This is a genomic window from Methylibium rhizosphaerae, from assembly GCF_006386545.1.
Classification (GTDB): Bacteria; Pseudomonadota; Gammaproteobacteria; order Burkholderiales; family Burkholderiaceae_C; genus Pseudorivibacter; species Pseudorivibacter rhizosphaerae.
The window spans coordinates 1-18,173 of sequence record NZ_SWAR01000063.1; the positions used below are offsets into that span (position 1 = coordinate 1).

Annotated in this window: 23 protein-coding genes and 1 tRNA gene; 13 read left to right on the forward strand and 11 right to left on the reverse strand. The window is 67.6% G+C overall.

Annotation, left to right across the window (positions count from 1 at the left end):
- Positions 1-381: 381 nt before the first annotated feature.
- On the forward strand, positions 382-3,264 hold the full coding sequence (locus E8D38_RS26110) for a bifunctional diguanylate cyclase/phosphodiesterase (RefSeq protein ID WP_140637216.1): 2,883 nt from the start codon (positions 382-384) through the stop codon (positions 3,262-3,264).
- On the opposite strand, the gene E8D38_RS26115 is transcribed toward E8D38_RS26110, so the two are convergent.
- Both E8D38_RS26115 and E8D38_RS26120 read right to left on the reverse strand, forming a co-directional pair.
- Positions 3,236-4,357, reverse strand: coding sequence for a metallophosphoesterase (locus E8D38_RS26115; RefSeq protein WP_140637217.1), 1,122 nt, complete (start codon positions 4,355-4,357; stop codon positions 3,236-3,238). The genes E8D38_RS26110 and E8D38_RS26115 overlap by 29 nt on opposite strands.
- Positions 4,358-4,472: 115 nt before the next feature.
- Positions 4,473-4,548: transfer RNA gene (locus E8D38_RS26120), tRNA-Arg, on the reverse strand.
- Between the two features lie 110 nt (positions 4,549-4,658).
- Between E8D38_RS26120 and E8D38_RS26125 the strand changes: the two genes are divergently transcribed.
- The 3 genes from E8D38_RS26125 (at position 4,659) to E8D38_RS26135 (ending at position 7,524) form a co-directional block, all read left to right on the forward strand.
- Complete coding sequence (locus E8D38_RS26125; protein WP_140637218.1) at positions 4,659-5,684, forward strand: tyrosine-type recombinase/integrase; 1,026 nt, start codon at positions 4,659-4,661, stop codon at positions 5,682-5,684.
- 346 nt (positions 5,685-6,030) lie between these two features.
- Positions 6,031-6,579 carry a DUF6932 family protein gene (locus tag E8D38_RS29565; RefSeq protein WP_425462821.1) on the forward strand — a complete coding sequence of 183 codons (549 nt, stop codon included), beginning with the start codon at positions 6,031-6,033 and terminating at the stop codon, positions 6,577-6,579.
- Between the two features lie 6 nt (positions 6,580-6,585).
- Positions 6,586-7,524: a hypothetical protein gene (locus E8D38_RS26135; protein ID WP_140637220.1), complete on the forward strand. Its 939-nt coding sequence runs from the start codon at positions 6,586-6,588 to the stop codon at positions 7,522-7,524.
- 35 nt (positions 7,525-7,559) lie between these two features.
- On the opposite strand, the gene E8D38_RS26140 is transcribed toward E8D38_RS26135, so the two are convergent.
- The 9 genes from E8D38_RS26140 to E8D38_RS26175 form a co-directional block, all read right to left on the reverse strand.
- Complete coding sequence (locus E8D38_RS26140; protein ID WP_140637221.1) at positions 7,560-7,787, reverse strand: helix-turn-helix domain-containing protein; 228 nt, start codon at positions 7,785-7,787, stop codon at positions 7,560-7,562.
- Positions 7,784-8,503 carry an HD domain-containing protein gene (locus E8D38_RS26145; protein ID WP_140637222.1) on the reverse strand — a complete coding sequence of 240 codons (720 nt, stop codon included), beginning with the start codon at positions 8,501-8,503 and terminating at the stop codon, positions 7,784-7,786. The genes E8D38_RS26140 and E8D38_RS26145 overlap by 4 nt, the downstream gene beginning before the upstream one ends.
- Before the next feature lie 5 nt (positions 8,504-8,508).
- Positions 8,509-8,673, reverse strand: a complete 165-nt coding sequence (locus E8D38_RS28480) for a hypothetical protein (protein ID WP_181179462.1) — start codon at positions 8,671-8,673, stop codon at positions 8,509-8,511.
- 98 nt (positions 8,674-8,771) lie between these two features.
- Entirely contained in the window at positions 8,772-9,059 is a 288-nt protein-coding gene (locus E8D38_RS26150; RefSeq protein WP_140637223.1) for a hypothetical protein, read from the reverse strand.
- A 5-nt stretch (positions 9,060-9,064) separates the two neighbouring features.
- Complete coding sequence (locus E8D38_RS26155) at positions 9,065-9,316, reverse strand: hypothetical protein (RefSeq protein ID WP_140637224.1); 252 nt, start codon at positions 9,314-9,316, stop codon at positions 9,065-9,067.
- Entirely contained in the window at positions 9,313-9,528 is a 216-nt protein-coding gene (locus tag E8D38_RS26160; protein WP_140637225.1) for a hypothetical protein, read from the reverse strand. Before E8D38_RS26160 ends, E8D38_RS26155 begins: the two co-directional genes overlap by 4 nt.
- Positions 9,525-9,728 carry a hypothetical protein gene (locus tag E8D38_RS26165; protein WP_140637226.1) on the reverse strand — a complete coding sequence of 68 codons (204 nt, stop codon included), beginning with the start codon at positions 9,726-9,728 and terminating at the stop codon, positions 9,525-9,527. The genes E8D38_RS26160 and E8D38_RS26165 overlap by 4 nt, the downstream gene beginning before the upstream one ends.
- 161 nt (positions 9,729-9,889) lie before the next feature.
- Positions 9,890-10,174 carry a hypothetical protein gene (locus tag E8D38_RS26170; protein WP_140637227.1) on the reverse strand — a complete coding sequence of 95 codons (285 nt, stop codon included), beginning with the start codon at positions 10,172-10,174 and terminating at the stop codon, positions 9,890-9,892.
- A gap of 130 nt (positions 10,175-10,304) precedes the next feature.
- Entirely contained in the window at positions 10,305-11,003 is a 699-nt protein-coding gene (locus E8D38_RS26175; RefSeq protein ID WP_140637228.1) for a LexA family protein, read from the reverse strand.
- A gap of 83 nt (positions 11,004-11,086) precedes the next feature.
- Between E8D38_RS26175 and E8D38_RS26180 the strand changes: the two genes are divergently transcribed.
- The 9 genes from E8D38_RS26180 (at position 11,087) to E8D38_RS28490 (ending at position 18,077) form a co-directional block, all read left to right on the forward strand.
- Positions 11,087-11,311 (forward strand): hypothetical protein, encoded by a 225-nt coding sequence (locus tag E8D38_RS26180; RefSeq protein ID WP_140637229.1) that lies wholly within the window; start codon positions 11,087-11,089, stop codon positions 11,309-11,311.
- A 315-nt stretch (positions 11,312-11,626) separates the two neighbouring features.
- The gene (locus E8D38_RS26185) at positions 11,627-11,926 is read left to right on the forward strand and encodes a helix-turn-helix domain-containing protein (RefSeq protein ID WP_181179465.1); all 300 of its coding nucleotides are present in this window, start codon (positions 11,627-11,629) and stop codon (positions 11,924-11,926) included.
- 32 nt (positions 11,927-11,958) lie between these two features.
- Positions 11,959-12,108, forward strand: a complete 150-nt coding sequence (locus tag E8D38_RS28485) for a hypothetical protein (protein ID WP_181179468.1) — start codon at positions 11,959-11,961, stop codon at positions 12,106-12,108.
- Complete coding sequence (locus tag E8D38_RS26190) at positions 12,105-12,380, forward strand: hypothetical protein (RefSeq protein ID WP_140637231.1); 276 nt, start codon at positions 12,105-12,107, stop codon at positions 12,378-12,380. The genes E8D38_RS28485 and E8D38_RS26190 overlap by 4 nt, the downstream gene beginning before the upstream one ends.
- On the forward strand, positions 12,381-13,388 hold the full coding sequence (locus E8D38_RS26195) for a toprim domain-containing protein (protein WP_246099702.1): 1,008 nt from the start codon (positions 12,381-12,383) through the stop codon (positions 13,386-13,388).
- Complete coding sequence (locus E8D38_RS26200) at positions 13,385-14,914, forward strand: primase-helicase family protein (protein ID WP_140637232.1); 1,530 nt, start codon at positions 13,385-13,387, stop codon at positions 14,912-14,914. The genes E8D38_RS26195 and E8D38_RS26200 overlap by 4 nt, the downstream gene beginning before the upstream one ends.
- 363 nt (positions 14,915-15,277) lie before the next feature.
- Positions 15,278-15,865 carry a hypothetical protein gene (locus E8D38_RS26205; protein ID WP_140637233.1) on the forward strand — a complete coding sequence of 196 codons (588 nt, stop codon included), beginning with the start codon at positions 15,278-15,280 and terminating at the stop codon, positions 15,863-15,865.
- On the forward strand, positions 15,862-17,922 hold the full coding sequence (locus E8D38_RS26210) for a phage terminase large subunit family protein (RefSeq protein ID WP_140637234.1): 2,061 nt from the start codon (positions 15,862-15,864) through the stop codon (positions 17,920-17,922). Before E8D38_RS26205 ends, E8D38_RS26210 begins: the two co-directional genes overlap by 4 nt.
- Positions 17,919-18,077, forward strand: coding sequence for a hypothetical protein (locus E8D38_RS28490; protein ID WP_181179471.1), 159 nt, complete (start codon positions 17,919-17,921; stop codon positions 18,075-18,077). The genes E8D38_RS26210 and E8D38_RS28490 overlap by 4 nt, the downstream gene beginning before the upstream one ends.
- Positions 18,078-18,173 lie beyond the last annotated feature (96 nt).

An 18,173-nucleotide genomic window follows, 5' to 3' on the forward strand; every position in this document is an offset into this window, starting at 1 on the left:
GGAAACGGGCGCCATCAAGGCGCAAAGCGGAAGCGGGGTCGTTCCCCCGCTGAGCATTTGCAACGCGGAGGGCGCCCGTTTCCTGGGATCACCCGCAGGGCTTGGGTCTCTGGGGGCGCATGCTGTCGTTGCCGCCTCGTTGTGTGCGGTGAGCACACCGCCTCGGCGGCGCCTAGGCCTGCGCCCCCAGGGACCCAAGCGTGAGGCTCCAAATAGCGTTAACAGGCCCTAGCTTCGGGGCCAGCCCCAGGCTGACGCCAGGCTTGCGCGCCGGCATTGAAAAGAGACAGCGCTGTCGGTCGGTGTCGCACGAACCGGGGTCGGCACGTTAGCATCTCGGTCGCCGCGCGCCCCTCCACGTTCCGCCTCCTGCAGTCAGCCTTGAACCTGCGCCTGCCACCTTTTCTGCGACGCATTGCCTCCTCCAAGCGGCTGGCCGATGCGGTGCTGCTCGCGGGCCTGGCCATCAGCGTGATCCTCTGGCAGGACAGCGCCGAGCGCGCCCGCGAGGCCGACGACCATGCCTTCGATGCGCTGGTCATCGACCAGGCCACGCGGGTGGGCGAATACATGGAGCGCTACCTCGACCTCGCGGTGAGCCTGGCGGCGCTGTTCCGCGCCAGTGACAACGTGAGCCGGGCCGAGTTCCACGAGCACTTCGCCGCGCTGCGCACCCAGGACCGCTATCCCGCGCTGCAGTCGATCCAGTACGCGCCGTTCGTCACCCACGGGCAGCGCACGGCGCTCGAGAGCCGCGCCGAGGCCGAAGGACTCCAGCGCTTCGCCATTTCGCCGCCGGAGCCGCGCGCCGAATACATGCCCGTGCTGTTCGTCGAGCCGGAGTCCGGCCAGGACGCGCTGGTCGGCGCCGACCTGCTGGCCGACGCGCGCAGGCGCCGCATGCTCGAGCGCGTGCGCGACTTCGGCCGGCCGGTCGTGTCGGCGCCGCAGCTGCTGCAGACCGCCGGCAACAACGGCGCCGAGCGCGGCTTCGTGATCCGCTCGGCGCTGTATGTCGGCGGGCCGCAGAACACGACCGCCGAGCGGCGCCGCGCTTTCGCCGGCCAGGTTTCGGTGGCGGTGCGTTCGGGCGACGTGATGAAGTACGCGCTGCGCGACCACGTCGCCAGCCGCTTCCACATCCGCATCACCGACGAAGGCGACGACGCCTACGACGTCTACACCAGCCCCGAGCCGCACAGCGTGGTGTTCGACGGCGCCACAGACTGGGCCCACAGCTACGAGCCGCCGTCGCAGGTGGCCGAAACCGACCGGCGCGTGCATGTGAAGTCGGTGGGCAGCCGCATGTGGCGCTTCGAGCTCACCCGTCGGCCGGCCGACTACTTCACCGCGCCGCAGCCGCTGTCGCTGCTGGTGCAGGGCATGGTGCTGAGCCTGGTGATGTGGTGGGCGCTGCGCGTGTGGGCAGCCCGGTACTCCCGCGCCACGGCGCTCGCGCTGACCTACAGCCGGCAGGCCAGCGAGTCCGACACACTGCGGCGCACCATCGTCAACAGCGCGCCCTTCGCCATCATCGCGACCAACCCGCAAGGCGTGATCCAGGCCATCAACCCGGCGGCCGAGGTGCTGCTGGGTCGCTCCGCCGAAAGCGTGGTCGGCCTGGCCACGCCCGAGCTCTTCCACGACCCGGCCGAGGTGGCGCAGCGCGCCCGCCAGCTGACCCAGGAGCTCGGCCGCGAGATCGCACCGGGGTTCGAGGTGCTCGCTGCCCGCGCGCGCCGCGGCGACCCCGAGGAGCGCGAATGGACCTACGTGCGCCATGACGGCCAGCGCGTGCCGGTGGTGCTCACCGTCACCGCACTGCACAACGAACACGGCGACCTGACCGGCTTCCTGGGCATCGCCTACGACGTGACCGAGCGCAAGCGGGCCGAAGAGAGCATCCGCCACCTGGCCCAGCACGATGCGCTCACCGGCCTGCCCAACCGCACGCTGCTCGAGGAGCGGCTCAACCAGGCACTGGCGCGTGCGCGCCGCGAGATGACCTCGGTCGCGCTGATGTTCATCGACCTCGATCGCTTCAAGAACATCAACGACTCGCTCGGCCACCCGGTGGGCGACACCATCCTGCGCAACGTGGCGCAGCGCATCTCGCATGCGGTGCGCGGCAGCGACACGGTGGCGCGCATGGGCGGTGACGAATTCGTGGTGCTGCTGCCGCGCCTGTCGCAAGGCACCCAGCAGGCCGACTGCGAGGCGGTGGCCCGCAAGGTGCTCGCGGTGCTGGGCGAGCCCATGCAGGCCGGTTCGCACGAGCTGCGCGTGACCGCCAGCATCGGCGTGGCCACCTTCCCCGAGGCGGGCCACGATGCCGCGTCACTGATGCGCGCGGCCGACGTGGCCATGTACCACGCCAAGTCGCAGGGTCGCAACAACCACCAGGTCTATTCGGAGAGCATGAGCCAGGCGAGCGCCGAGCGGCTGCGGCTCGAGAACGACCTGCACGGCGCCATGGACCGCGGCGAGCTGGTGCTGCACTACCAGCCGCAGTTCGACTGCGCCACCGGCAAGCTGGTGGGGGCCGAGGCCCTGCTGCGCTGGCAGCGCTCGCCCGAGGTCATGGTCGCGCCCGGCGAGTTCATCCCGCTGGCCGAGGAGACCGGCCTCATCGTGCCCATCGGCGAATGGGTGCTGCGCCAGGCCTGCGCGCAGGCACGCCGCTGGCGCGAAACCACCGGCCATGCGATCCGCGTGGGCGTGAATCTCTCGCCGCGCCAGCTCGACTCCACCGGCCTCGTCGAGCAGATCTCGGCGGTGCTGCTGTCCACCGGGCTGCTGCCTTCGCAGCTCGAACTCGAGATCACCGAAAGCGCCATCGTGCGCGACACGCTGAAGACCGCCACCGTGCTGGCCAGCCTGCGCTCGCTGGGCGTGCGCATCGCGATCGACGACTTCGGTGTCGGCTATTCGAGCCTCGCCTACCTGCGCGAGCTGCCGGTGGACCGCTTCAAGATCGACCGCAGCTTCCTGACCGCCGTGCCGGCGTCGTCAGGCGAAAGCCGGCTGGCCGCGGCGCTCATCGCCATGGCGCACCGGCTCAAGGTGGGCATCGTGGCCGAGGGCGTCGAGACCGCGGAGCAGCTGGCCTTCCTGCGCCAGCACGGCTGCGACGAAGCCCAGGGCTACCACCTGGGCCGGCCGATGCCGGCCGAGCAGTTCACCGCGCTGCTGCGGCCGGTGACAGACACCACCCAGGGCTTCTCCCGCGCCGGCATCACGCCGCAACCAAGGTCAGCAGCGTGATCTCCGACGGCGCGCCCAGCCGCTTGGGCGGGCCCCAGTAGCCGGTGCCGCGGCTGGTGTAGATCCACATGCCGCCATGCCGGTGCAGGCCGGCGGTGTAGGGCTGCTGCAGCGGCACGAAGAAGTTCCATGGGAAGAACTGGCCGCCGTGCGTGTGGCCGGACAGCTGCAGGTCGAAGCCCGCCTCCGCCGCCGCGGGCGCGGTGCGCGGCTGGTGCGCCAGCAGCAGCCGCAGCGCCGCATCCGCCGGGGCGCCTTGCAGCGAGAGCGCCGGGTCGCTCTGGTGGCTGGCGTCGAAATGGTGGGCGGTGTAGTCGGGTACGCCCGCCAGCACGACGCGTTCGTCGCTGTGCGACAGCACGACGTGTTCGTTGAGCAGCACCGTGAGGCCGAGCCGGCGGAATTCGGCGATCCAGGCGCCGGCGCCCGAGTAGTACTCGTGGTTGCCGGTCACGAGGTAGGTGCCGTGGCGGGCGGCCAGGCGGCCCAGCGGCGCGGTGTGTTCGCCCAGCTCGTGCACCTTGCCGTCCACCACGTCGCCCGTCACCACGGCCACGTCGGCCTGCAGGGCGTTGGCCGCGTCGACCACGCCGTCGACGAAACCCTTGCGGATGGTCGGGCCCACATGCAGGTCGCTGATCTGCACGATCGAGAAGCCGTGCAGCGCCGGCGGCAGGCCCTGCACCGGCACCTGCACGCGGCGCACCGAAGGCCGCCGCCGGGCATTGAAGAAGCCGAGCAAGGTGGCCAGCGCCGCGAGGGCCGGCACGGCGAGCGCAGCGTCGCGCACGAAGGCCGGCGTCGGCCAGCTGGCGCCGACCAGCGGCGCGGCCAGCGTGGCGGCGAGCAGCAGCACGTCGCGCAGCAGGGTGAGCACGAACAGGCTGGAGAAGAAGCCCATCGCGATGTAGCCGGCCCACACCAGCGCGGGCCGCGTGCGGCGGCGCCACAGCACCGGAGCGGCGGCGGCCAGCATGAGCGCGAACAGCGCCGCCAGCGCCACGGCCCCGGCAGAAGCCCAGGCAAGGGGCAGGGGCGCCAGAAGCCGCAGGCCGATGTAGGCATGCAGCAAGGCGAGCAGCAGCAGGGCCATGGAGGGCGGCACGCCGGTCAGCGTGCGCGGTGGTGGAGATCTGCGGCAGGTGGAGGCTGCGCGTCGCAGATCAAGCCGTTGCCGGCCCGAAGTGCGTGCTGCCCGATGCGGTGGATGGCCCCCCCGGCGGGAATCGAACCCACATCTAGCGCTTAGGAGGCGCTCGTTCTATCCATTGAACTACGGCGGGGTGGGGGACACTCAGGCCTGCGTATTGTGCCGCTTCTCTCTGGGGAGCTCTGGCCATTTCTTTCCGTATCATCCCCGCAGTGCTACCGCATTGCTACGAGGGTGCTACGAGATGGCGAGCGTGATCAGGGTGGGAGAGAAGTGGCGTGCGCAGGTCAGGCGCAAGGGTCACGCGGCGAAGTGTAAGACCTTCCGGACCAAGGCCGCGGCGGAGGCTTGGGCGCGCGAGGTCGAAACACGCATCGACGCCGGCGAGGTGCTGGCTCAGCCTGGTGATCTGCGCATGAGCCGCGTCATCGAGGCGTACCGCGAGATGCGCGAAGCCAGCCGTCCAATCGACGATCACTCGAACGAGCACTATGTGCTCAGACGTCTAGACAACGAGCTTGGCGACAAGCGCGCTGCTACGCTGAAACCTGAAGACCTGGTGGCGTATTGCACCGCGCGCAAGGAAGACGGCGCAGGTCCATACACCATCAACATGGACGTCAGCAAGCTGGGCACGGTGATGCGCTATGCCGGCGTGTACCTCAGCGTAGCGTTGCCCGACGTGGTGGGCGCCGCGCGACCGCTGCTGCACCACCTGCGGTTGATCGGTGGCGGTGGCAAACGAGAGCGTCGGCCCGGTGAAGACGAGCTGCATCGTGTGGTCGAGCACCTGGCCAAGGAGTACGGCCAGATCTACGCCGATGTCGTCGCGTTTGGCGCAGTGACGGCCATGCGCCGCGGCGAGATCTGCGAGATCAAGTGGGGCGACGTCGACGAGGCGAAGCGCTTGGTTGGTGCTTGGCGCAAGCATCCTCGCAAAGCGAAGGTGTGGGAGTTGGTGCCGCTTCTGGGCGAGGCATGGAACATCGTGCAGCGGCAGCCGAAGGTCGATGACCGGATATTTCCGGTGCACCCCCAGACGTTGAGCAAGTACTTTCGGGAGACGGTGGTTTCGCTCGGCATTCCAGACCTGCATTTCCACGACCTCCGTCATGAAGGCACAAGCCGGCTGTTTGAGGAGGGCTTCTCCATCGAGCAGGTCGCGTTGGTGACAGGGCATAAGGACTGGCGGCACCTTCGGCGGTACACAAACCTGCGGCCGGAGGACCTACATAAGAGGCGGCGGGAGCCGGATCCTCAGGACGCCTAGTGGCCGCTTTCTGGACCTACGTCAAGCGGCCAGCTGCTTGAACTCTCCTCGGGCACACGTATACTGTATTTATATACAGCTATTGCCGTGCTCGATATCGCTTGTGTAGACGCCTGCACAGGTTGAAGTGCCTAGGTGAGAATTGATTGGGGCCTGCTGCCTCGTCCCAAAGGTGGCCAAAGTGATCCCTGTCACTGTGAAAGAGTGCGCGACCGCGCGCCGACGAAAGCTAGACCCCTCCTTCCGGGGGATTGCCTCAGGCTGTCTACCGCACCACCCTCTCGCTCGATCGCAAAAGTCTCGGCCGACCGGCCGGGCAACAACGGAGTGGGGAGGTTCTGCGCTTGTGATTCCGCCGTTCAATGCCTCGGGAGTTCTCCCTCCCTACATTGGAGCGAACCCCGGTGGCGCTCACGCAGCAGCGTCGCCCTACGACGCCGCGATATCTGAAATCCACGAGACCCTTTGCAAGACGCCGGAGCGTGTAGTGTTGCTTCGTGGACTGCTGAGCTACCGGGAAGCACTACGGAGCGCTGGCATCGTCGAAGGATTTCAGATGATCGACGGGAGCTTCACAGAAGACTGCGAGCGGCTCCGTAGTAGGGCGCCGGGTGACATTGACCTCGTTACCTTCGCGAAGCTGCCGGTGCCCGACGTTCAGCCATTCTTCCAGGCCAACATTCAGCTGTTCGATCGAGTCCAGACGAAGCACCTCTATTCGTGCGACGCCTTCTTTGTCGACTTGGGCAAGGCAGCGCACCTCCTGGTGGCCGACACCACGTACTGGTTTGGCTTGTTTTCGCATCAACGCGTGTCCTCCCTCTGGAAGGGCATGCTGCGCGTTTCATTGGCGTCGGACGACGCTGCGGTTCTTGCAGCTCTCGGGAATCCGTGAATAGCCATGGTGAAGAAGCTCGAGATCGAAGCTCTCTCGGTTGAGGCCGAGTCTCTTGAGGCATTGCTCCGTGCACGTACGGAGCAGGACGATCCGATTGGCGTCTATCAGTTCAAGCAGCGTCTTGAACAGGTGAGGCAGCGCATTGGTGAAATCGCCGAGGCACCGGCCCTCACTGCCGGTGTGGCCCTCTTCTTTGCAGGTGGTCCTGTGACTGGCTCACGCGGAATTCGCGCTGACTTTGCAGGGAAGGCTGTGGAGTCTTTCCAGGCGATGGTGGCGAAGAAATTTGCTGCCTTCGAAGTTGGAGAACTTGGACGGCGTGGAAGGATTCCGTTGAGGGCCAGCTCGGACCTCATACTCACCGACGTAGTGCGCGGATCTGTGGGCTTAGTTCTCGAGGAGGCAAACGATAACGTGCCCATCGTCGAGACAGAGCTAAAGGTCGTTCTTGATGACGTAGTTTGCACCATTGCGGCGGCTGCGCAAGAAGAAGCTGAGCCGTTTGAAGAAATCCTTGAGGACATCGATTCGCGCTTCCTGAGGTCTATGGGTGAGTTTTTCGCTCTGCTGGACGACGCTGATGCAACGGTACGTCTGGTTGAGGGTGAACGTGACCGTCAGTTTGACCATACGCAGATTCATCGCGCCAGGGAGCGCACCGATGCGGCTGAGATCAATGAGCGGGACAATGAAGTCCTCGTCGGCGCGCTCTATCTACTACCAGCACATAGGAAGTTTGAGCTCGTGTTGGACTCTGGCGAGACCGTCTGGGGTCCTGTGTCGGCCGAGTTTGCGGGCCAGCACCTTGAGGCACTTCGCAATGCCAACGACGTGGTGGGTCATCGTTGGAGAGTTCGCGTGAAAGTGCGAGTCGTCACCCGGCCAAATAGGCTGCCCAAGACGACACACAAGCTCTTGGGGCTGATCGAGCGCTTGGACTGAACCTTGTTCAACCAACACCGAGCCAGACGTCGCGCCTAAGCGGCGAGCCGCGCTCTGTCGCGGCAGGCGTCGATGTACGCTGCTACGTCACGGTAGTCGGCAAAGGTCTTGCCTGCGTCTTTGTATGTGGGGACGGGGAATTTTTCAGCGCTGATCTGGTTGTAGATCGCCACCTTGGTTAGGCCGAGTACGTCGGCCAGCTGTTCGACATTGAGGCGTGCGCCGTACTTCTCGGCGACGATCATCTGCGTGACCAGGCTCAATGGTCACCTCCTTTAAGAGCGTTGCGGGCGAGGAGCCGAACTTCCGAGGGAACGGCATGGCCGAGGTCCTCAGGGTGAACGAGGCGCCGGCATAGGGCGATAGCAGCGGCGCCGGGCAAGGTCGTAGCACGTGCCGCTATCTCCTCGGCCCTTATGTTGAGTGCCAGGCCGAGCGCCTGATAGCGCAGCTCGAACGCATCGCGCCAGCTCTGCCAGTCGTAGGCGCTGAAACGGTCGAAGTCGTGCCACGACACAGGGGTGTGCGTGCGCATCACGCCCCATTCGGGGCCGTCCTGTGGCAGCAGCGCCGCACGCTCGGTCGCCAAGGCCGTGCGGTCGGCCCAGCAAATGCGCTCGCGCGCCGCGGTGTAGGCCGTGATCAGCCCGTGGTGCCGCAGCACAGCGAACTGCACGCGGTTCTCGAACTCGCCCCAAGCCGCACCCACGGCCTGCTTGGCCGGCGTGCTCAGGTCCTGCGTGTAGGCCTCGTGCGCGTCATGCATCAGCGCGGCCAGCAACACGCTGGGGTCGCGCTCGCCGCATTCGCGCTCGAGGATCTCGCACACCAGCAGCGAGTGCTCGGCGACGCTCAAGGGGCGGCGCGCGGCACCGGTGTAGCGGTTGATCTGGCTGAGGTGGTGGGCAATGTCGCTGATGCTGAATACGGCGCCCTGCGGGCGCAGCAGGTCAACGACCATGCCGGAGGCGGTGAGCATCCACGTCATGCACGCCACCCCGTCATGCGAATGAACCACGCGTCGAGGTCCTCGGCCGCTTCGGAGGCGGCATCGAGCAGGCAGTCGGCCACCGTGTCGAGCCAAAGCGCTGCCGTGGCAAGGGCGAGCCCGAGCAGCAGCACGAAGAACATCAGCAGCACGACTGCCATGAAGACCGGCAGCCAAAGCGGGGCCGTGAGAATGGCTGGCGTCGATGCACCAGCGCGAGCGAACCGTGTCATCGGGTCCTTTCGTCGAAGGTCAAAGCTCACTCGTCATCGCCAGCGGCAGCGCGCTTGCGGTCCATGTGAGCGGGTAGGGAAGGGGCAGGGGATGAGGGCGGCGTGTGGAGATCGGGGCGCACCACCGGTCGGCGCTTCACAACAGCCGAGGCGCCGACCCGTTCACCGCGCGCCAGGCGCAGCGCTGCAAGGCGCACCAGGCGGCTGCGCGCGGCGTCGACCATGGTTTCCTCATAGGTCGCCGGCCACGAACGCAGGCGCGCCTGCGCCCATGCGTGCCGCAGCTGCTCGTCAGTGAAGGTGTCGCGCGGCATGGCAGTCAGAAGCCCGGGTAGGCCATGAAATGCGCCTCAGGCCCGCAGGCGCCGTGCGACGCCCGCACCAGGTGCACCGGGGCAGCCAAGGCCGGCGCCACCGCGGCCTTGCAGCGGCAGTAACGTTGGTCGTTGACGGTGAGGCCGTGCGTGCACAGGTAGCAAGCCCGATAAGGCTGCGTCTCGGCCAGCGGCAACACCGTGCCGCTTGGCGCTCGCATGCGCCCGCCCGACGGAATCAGCGTGCAGGCGATCATGTGCGCACCCCGCAGCTGGCCACCAGCGTCACGGCAACGCCCAATGCGACGCCGAACAGCAGCCCGGTCTTCAGTCCCTCCAGCCAGCCCAGGCGGCGGCCGTTGATGTGGCCATCACGCTCGGCCTCGGCCAGCAGCAGCGACAAGCCGCCCGGTAGCGTCTCGCCGGTGCCGATAGGCCCCGTGGGATTGGGCAGGTCCTGCGTACTCATTCCGGGGCCTCGCTGAGCAGCCGTTCCTGGATCCAGCGCTGCGCCTGGTTGGGCACGCACATCGACTGCGAGCGATGGCGCAGCCCGATGGCAACGCGGCCGGTCCAGTAGATGAGCTGGCCGGTACCGGGCAACACTGCGGGGCCCACGTAACCGGGCGGAAGGCCGGGCGGTGGTGCAGCTTCGCTGTGATGGATCACCGAGCGCCTCGCGAGGTGGGGCGCACGCTCAGCGCGCAGCACCGCTGGCCGAGGGACTCCAGGGCGCGCGTCGTGGCATCGCAGCTGCTGGGTGCCAGCACGTGCAACGTGCCGCGGCGGCCATCGCAAAGCCGGTAGGAAGCGACGAAGCTGCGCATGGCTCAGCCCTGCGAGGCGAACCGCACGCCGGCCGGCAGCTTGAGTTCGCGGCGGGGGGACTGGCCATCCGCGGTGCGGATCGTCTCCAGCGCGGCCAGCACCTCGGGCGTGGGCTCGATGCGCTCGGCCCGGTCGATGGTCAGCCCGAGGACGGCGTGCGCGCTGCGCATCGCGAGGTCGGCGCTCGCGGCCTTGACCTGAACAAAGGGCAGCACGCCCGATTCGGCCAGCTGGTCGGCGCGTGGGTGGTAGTAGCAGCGGTAGCTGCGGGTGCTGTTGGACTGCATTCGGCCCTCCGTGTTGAGACGGCCGAATTAAACATCACGTTTACTTTTCATGTCAACGTGATGTTTAGTGTTGGGTCGAAGAAAAGCCCGCGCTCGGGCGGGCTTGCCTTGGCCGACTGCTGCGATCGGCTTAGAGCTTTCCTCTCGTTTGGTACTCGATCACCCGGCCTATGACTCGCATCGCAGGGTCGTCGATCTCGATGGTGGGATACGACGGATTGAGCGGCTTCAAGTACCACCGGCCACCGTCAGTCGTGAGCTTCTTGAACGTCGCGCGCTGCGTGTGCACATCCTTGGCGACGACAAAGTCACCGGCCGCCGCGCCCCGCAGCGGGTCCACGACGATGATCGTTCCTTCAGGGAAGCTCAGTTCGCCGGGGTAGGGCGAGGTCATGCTGTCGCCGTCTACACGAAGGGCAAATGCGCTCTCGCCCGGCTTGGTGTCGTAGACGTCGATCCACTCGTCGGCTTCGCCTGGCTGCAGGTGGTCCTGGACTTCCTCGAAGTCGCCCGCTCGCACCCACGAAATGAGCGGCACCGACCGGCGCGACTGGATCTCGTGCACGTTGGAGGCTGCCTCAGCTGCTTCGGCCTTGTGTGCCGAATCCATTCGGCCCTCGCCCTCGAGGATCCAGGTGGCGGCGCACCCGAATTCCTTCTCTGCGGCGATGGCGCCTTCCTTCGACACCCCGCGGGCCTTCCAGTTGTTCAAGGTCTGCGCCGAGACGTTGAGGCGGCGCCCCAGGTCGGCGAGCGAGGACACCTCCGACCCACCCCTGGGTGGCTCCTGCTTCGCGTAGTCAAAAAGGCGCTTCATCGATGCGTGCATGGGCCGCGATTGTTGGTCAACTAAACACTTTGTTGATAAACGCCGCGTTGACAAATAGATAAACGCTATGTTTAATCGCGGGCATGCACACCGATGCCCAGCTCATTGACGACCTCGGCGGCTCAGCGAAGGTCGCCGCGCTCCTTGGCTACGACACCAAGGGCGGCGGCATCCAGCGTGTCGACAACTGGAAGCGACGCGGCATCCCGCCGCGCGTGAAGCTGGACCACCCGCAGGTGTTCCTCGCGCAGCTGCGCCGAGAACAAGCCGGGCAGCGCGCGAGCCAACTCGTCGAGCAGGCGGCCTGAGACATGAATAGCTCGGCTGCACGCGCACCAGCGCACCCACCCACCGTGTCGTCTTACTCGCGCACCTCGCTGTCGCGAGCCCTTCCTGCATCGTCTACGCACTCGGCCGCAGGCCAACCGGTTGCCCACGGGGCAGGCGGTCTCGTGCGTCGGGCGATGCAGAAAGGGCGTTCGTTGAAGGTTCGTCATGCCTTCACTTTCGCCCCTGCGCGACCGGTGATTCAACCGGTTATCCGATTGCATTTCTTCATGGGGGCAACCATGGATCAGATGCCACTGAGGCCGCTGCTTGGGCGGTTGGAGGGAGCGGCCATCGTGCCGCCCTATTTGATGAAGACCTGCAGGTCGTACCGCGATGCGGTGCGCTTGTGCTGGGAGCTGCGCCGCGTGCGCAGGATGACCCAGCGCCAGCTCGCCGCCGATGCTGGGCTGATCCCTCAGCACGTCACGGACTACCTCAACAAGGACGACAAGCCGAGCCGGCGTGATCTGCCGGCCAGGCTCATCAAGGACTTCGAGGACGTGTGCGGCAACACCGCCGTCTCGCAATGGGTGGCGGCCAACTCGGTGCTCACCGTCCTCGAGGAACTGCAGGCGTCGAGGATCGAAGCGTGAGCAACACCAGGAAGGCGTGGACGAAGGGCCCCATGACGTTCGTCTTCGACGGGCCGTTCTATCTCCGCTGCGAGCCGGTGTCGGAGCAGCCAACGGCGCAAGTCCGCAGGCTGCCCGTGCGCGAGACCCGCGCCCAGGTCGCGGCGGCCAAGGTGCGGCGCCAACGAAGAGCCAGGCGATGAGTGTGATGACGAAGGAGGTCTACGGCCTGACCGTCGAGCGCGACCCGCAGGAGCGCCTCGGCCCCGACGACATGGTGGCCGTGCGTGAGGCCGAGTTCCTGCACCGCGCGCTCACCGCGGCGCAGGCCGCGATGCACCAGCCCGCGTTGCCGCGCGGCCGATGCGGCAACTGCGGCGAGGCCTGCGCACCGACGGCCCTGTACTGCGACGACGACTGCCGCGACGACCACCAGCGTCGCCTGGCAGCGCAGCGCCACACACGGGGGCGCTAGTTGCAATCCAACTACCACGAGGTCGTCCACCAGATGGGCGACTTCGGCATCCAGCTGCGCCCGCAGGACCTGCCGCTGCAGGTGGACCTGCCGCGCAAGCGCACCTGCGGCAAGGGCGGCAAGTACTGGTACCGGCTGTACGAGTTCCGCCCGCGCGCCGGCGGCGCCTACATCGTCGGTGCCTACGGCTCGTATGCGTCGGGCGAGTGGCAGAAGGTCGAAGTCGACTGGCGCCCGCTGTCCGAGGCCGAGCGCGAGCGCTTCCGCATGGAGCGGGCCGCCGCGGAAGCCAAGGCCCGCGAGGAGCGCGAGCACGAAGCCCAGCTCGCCGCCATGTCGGCCGCCGAGCTGTGGCGCACCGCGAGCCGGGAAGGGAAGAGCGCCTACCTGCAGCGTAAGGGCGTCGACGCCGAAGCCTGCCGCTACCTGCGTGACGGCTCCATCGTCGTGCCGCTGCTGCGCTACGACCTGCCGCGAGAGCACGCCTTGCGTGCGCTGCAGCGCATCTACCCCGGCCCGCGCTTCGACCGCCGCACTGGGGAGCAGCTGCCGCAGAAGACCTTCACCAAGGGCTTCATGAAGGACGGTTGCTGCCTGCGCCTGGGCGAGGTGCAAGCCGGCGACGTGATCCTTGTCTGCGAGGGCTATGCCACCGGCCTGAGCCTGCGCATGGCCGTCGAGCGCCGCCAGCCGGTGTTCGTCGCACTCGACGCGCACAACCTGGCGCACGTCGTCGAGATCCTGCGCCGCCTCTACCCGGACCACCCGCTGCTGATCTGCGCCGACGACGACCACCGCCGCCGCCACCACATGACCGGCGAGCTGGAGAACCTCGGCCGCCTGGCGGCCTGGAAGGTCGCGCGCCAGGTCGAAGGCTGCTACGTCACCTACCCGGTCTTCGGCGCCAACCGCGGCGAAGACGACACCGACTTCAACGACCTGCATGCCCGCGATGGCCTGGTCACCGTGGCCGAGCAGCTGCGCCTGGTGCTGGAGGCGCTGCAGTGACGCACGACGACCTGCCGGACAACGTCACGCCGTTCCCCGGCGCCGAGCTGCCCGACGAGCCGGCCCCTTCCCCCCACCCGGGCGCAAGCGCGAAGGCCCGGGGGGAGGGGGCGGCCGATCGCAAGGCCAAGCCGCGCGAGCGCAAGCCCGACTTCGGCGGCTTCACCCGGCTCACCAAGCACTTCGCGCTGATCTACGGCACCGACACCGTGTGGGACGGCGAGACGCGGCGCATCGTCAAGATCGCCACCGTACGGCTGGCCTTCGGCAACGACACGGTGAAGATGTGGCTGGCCACCAAGGGCCGCCGCCTGGTGCTGCCCGAAGAGGTGCGCTTCGCGCCCGGCGAGGACGTCGGCCCCGACGCCATCAACCTGTTCGACGGCTTCGCCACGAAACCGGTGCCCTGCACCGAAGCCGAGGTGGCGGTCATGCTCGAGCTGCTGCACCACCTGTGCAGCAAAAGCGCCAGCACCGACATCGGTGTCGAAGCGGTCGTCACCTGGGTGCTGCGCTGGCTCGCACTGCCGCTGCAGCGCCCCGGCGCCAAGCTGCGCACCGCGCTGGTCTTCCACGGCCCGCAGGGCACCGGCAAGAACCTGTTCTTCGACGCGGTCCGTTCGGTCTACGGCAAGTACGGCGTGATGGTCGGCCAGACCGAACTCGAGGACAAGTTCAACGACTGGCTGTCGGCCAAGCTGATGGTGATCGGCAACGAGGTGGTGACGCGCCAGGAGCTGTACCACCACAAAAACAAGCTCAAGTGGGTCATCACCGAAGAGCAGATCCCGATCCGCGCCATCCAGCAGAGCGTGCGCTGGGAAGAGAACCACGCCAACGTCGTGTTCCTGTCCAACGAGCAGCAGCCGCTGGCGCTGGAAGACGGCGACCGCCGCTACCTGGTGGTCTACACGCCGATGAGCCAGGACGGCGACCTGTATGCGCGCGTGCACGCCTTCCTGGAAGCGGGCGGGGCGGCCAAGTTCATGCACTACCTGATGCAGCTGGACCTGGGCGACTTCCACGAGCACACCAAGCCGCTGATGACCGAGGCCAAGGCCGACCTGATCGAGCTGGGCATGAAGCCCGCCGAGCGCTTCATGAGCGAGTGGATCGCCGGCCTCCTCCCCCTCCCGATGCAGGTGTGCTCCGCGGAGCAGCTGTACCGGGCGTTCCGGCGCTGGTGCGACATGGCCGGCGAGCGGTACCCGCCGGCGCAGGCGCAGTTCACCAAGGGCGCCGAGCGCTGGGTGCTCGAGCGCAACGAACGTGACCCGCACACGGGCCAAAGGCTCGAACCCCGGCTCATCTACAAGGTGGTGGCCTTCAAGGACCCGGCGGGCGGGCGCAAGGCCATGCGCTGCTGGCTGCCGCGCGGCACCGGGCCGCGTGACGGCATGGCCGAGGGCGAGTGGGCGGTGGACTGCACACGCACGTTCGAGCCGGCGCTGCAGCGCTTCGCACGGGCCTATCGCGAGGACGGAATCGAGGGCGGAAGCGGCGCTTCCGTTACGCCACATGCGTAACGCCGTTACGCGGCCAACCCGCGTCGTTACGCGAGTTACGCGCGTAACGCCTGTTCTTGGCCACACATGCGCGCGTCACGTGCGCGTGCGCCTGTGCGGGTGTGGCGCCTCAACCCAGCGTAACGGCGTAACTCACGTAACGACGCGGGTTTGCGGCGTAACGCGTGGCGTAACGCGCGTAACGCCCTTGTCCTCTCCCACCCCACAAAGAAAAGAAAGGAAGTTGATGGAGAAAACATCCCTGCACCCCCTCGTAGGTACTTCCGGCGAAGCCTGCCTCACGGGTAATTCGGCCCCCGTCGCCGCGCCAGTGGCTGCCCCGGGCAAAAGTCCGATGTTTGGTCCGAAGGCAGGAGGCTGACGATGGCCTTCGACCACACCATCAGCCAATACGCCCGGCACCGCGGCTGCGACGAGAAGGCGGTGCGCAAGGCCATCGCCGAGGGCCGCATCACGGCAGTCGAGATCGACGGCCGCAAGATGATCGACGCCGCCGTGGCCGACATCCAGTGGGCGCAGAACACCCGCGCCCGCGCCGACAGCCGCAAGCAGGGCCAGAAGGCCGCAGCAGCCGCTCAGGCCGACGACGCCAGCTACGCCGCGCTGCGCACCCGCCGCGAAGCCGCCGAGGCGCAGATGGCCGAGCTGGCGCTGGCCAAGGAGCTGGGCAACGTCATCGAACGCGAGCCGGCCGTGTCGGCCGTCTTCACCGCCTTCCGGGCGCTGCGCGACGGCGGCCTGGTGATCGGCCGCAAGCTGGCCGCCAACGTGGCGGCGATGGACGACGCCCGCGAAGTGCAGGCGGCGATCGACGCCGCGCAACGCGAGCTGTTCGACACCTTCTCGCGCCGCACGCTGCCGGCGCTGCTCGCCCAGTTGGCCGGTCAGGAAACCGCGCAGCAGCCCGCTGGCGAGGCGCTGGAGGCCGAGGCAAGGGAGACCCAGCCATGAACTGCGCCGACGGCTTCCAGGCGGTCTCGGAGACGATCGCCAAGGCGATGCTCCCGGACCCCGAGCTGCACCTCGACAGCTGGAGCGAGGAACACATGGTGCTGCCCAAGGGCAGTGCCTTCGCCGGGCCGTACCGGATCGCCCACACGCCGATGGCGCGCCGGCTGCTGCAGTGCCTGTCGCCCGGCCACCCGTGCTCGCGGGTGGTGGTGATGGGCGCCTCGCAGATGCTCAAGACCCAGGCCTTCATCAACGCCTGCCTGGGCTGGATCGACCGGGCGCCCGCCAACATCCTGGCGCTGGAGCCCACCGACAAGCTGGCCAAGCGGCTGAGCGCCCGGGTGGCCAAGGCCATCGACGCCTGCGATGCGGTGAAGCCCAAGGTGGCCCGGCCGCGCAGCCGGGATGCCCGCAACACGGTGGACTGCAAGGAGTTCGATGGCGGGGCGGTTTACATCGTCACCGCCGGCTCGGCCTCCAACCTGGCCGAGATCCCGGCGCGCTACGTGTTCGTCGACGAAGCCGACCGCGCCGCCGAGTCGGTCAACGGCGAGGGCGACCCGATCGAGATCGCCGAGGCCCGCATGACCACCTACGAGGGCATCAGCAAGTTCTACATCGCCAGCTCGCCGACGCTGGTGGGCAGCAGCAAGATCGCGGCGCTGTACGAGCAGGGCACCCGCGAGGTCTACCACGTGCCGTGCCCGCACTGCGGCCACCTGCACGAGCTGGTGCAGGAGAACATGCGCTACGACTACGACGAGGAAGCCGACCGCGTCGAGCGCGCCTGGTTCGTCTGCCCGGAGTGCGGCTGCGAGATCGACGAGCACCACAAGGCCACGATGCTGGCCGACGAGGCGATGGGCGGCCGGGCGCGCTGGGTGGCGCGAGGCGAGGGCGATGGCGAGACGGTGAGCCTGCATGTGAGCGCCTTCTATGCGCCGCTGGGCTCGATCAGCTGGCTGCGCCTGGCGCGCCAGCATGCAAGGGCGAAGCTGCGTGAGCAGCGCGGCGACCTGGAGGCCAAGAAGGTCTACCGCAACACCCGCGAGGCGCTGCCCTATGACGGCGCCGAGACCACCACCACGGCGCAGCAGCTGCAGGCGAGGTCAGAGGACTATCCGGCGCGGGTGGTGCCGCAGCCGGCGCTGGTGGTCACCGCCTGGTTCGATACGCAGCCGAACCGGCTGGAAGGCACGATCGTCGCGTGGGGGCCAGGGCTTGAATGGTGGGTGCTCGACCACCTGATCCTGTGGGGCTCGCCGACGGCGATGCCGGACGAGCCGGGCAGCTGCTGGGCCCAGCTCGACGAGGTGCGGCGCACGCCGTTCGCGCACAGCAGCGGCGTGCTGATCCAGATCAGCGCCTACGGCATCGACTCGGGCGGCTCGAACACGCAGGACGTCTACAACTACGGCAGCCAGCGCGAGCGCCTGGGCTGCCTGGTGACCAAGGGCCACAGCAGCCGCAACAAACCCATCATCGCGGCCAAGCCGACGGCGCAGGACATCGACTGGCAGGGGCAGCGCACGCCCGAGGGGGTGAAGCTGTGGCTGCTCGGGACCGACACGGCGAAGGACCACCTCTTCAACCGGCTGCCGCTGGCGGCCGGGCCGGGGGCGATGCACACGCACCGGCAGCTCGAGGCGGACTGGTACGAGCAGTTCCTGGTCGAGAAGCCGCAGACGCGGTGGCACAAGGGCAGGGCGATCCGCGAGTACGTGAAGCCCAACGGGGCGCGCAACGAGGCGCTGGACTGTGCGGTGGGCAACCTGGCCGTGGCGCACTACCTGGGGCTGCACAAGTGGAGTGGGCAGGACTGGGCGCGGCTGCGCGAGAGGCTAGTGCCGAGGCAAGTCACGCAAGACATGTTTGCTGCGGTGCAGGCCTCGGCGCCAACGGTGGGGAACGCAGCGAGCAGCGCAGCAGCGCCTAAGGGGCGCGCCGCAGTAGCCGCTGCCAGTGCGCCGGCCAGTGCGGCCTCTGTGCAGCTCGCCGAAACGAATCAACAGGCGGTATCAAGGGGACGCCGCATCCTTTCCCGAGGGGTTCGATGAAGCTGACGTTTGAACGCTTCTTTGCCGCTGCACCAGCCGGTGAGCATCCCGACTACGACTCGGTGGCCGACCTGCGCGACTCCGAGATCGATACTGAGCACGACCTTCACGAGCTGTGTGACGCTTGGGGTAAGCGTCCGGCGAACCCGTCTTGAGAAGAGCGGTCGCAGCGATAACGATGCTGTCCAGTTAGCAAATAGCTGGACACGATGGAAGCTGAACAGAGTCGCAAGCGCAGGCGCTACAGCCGC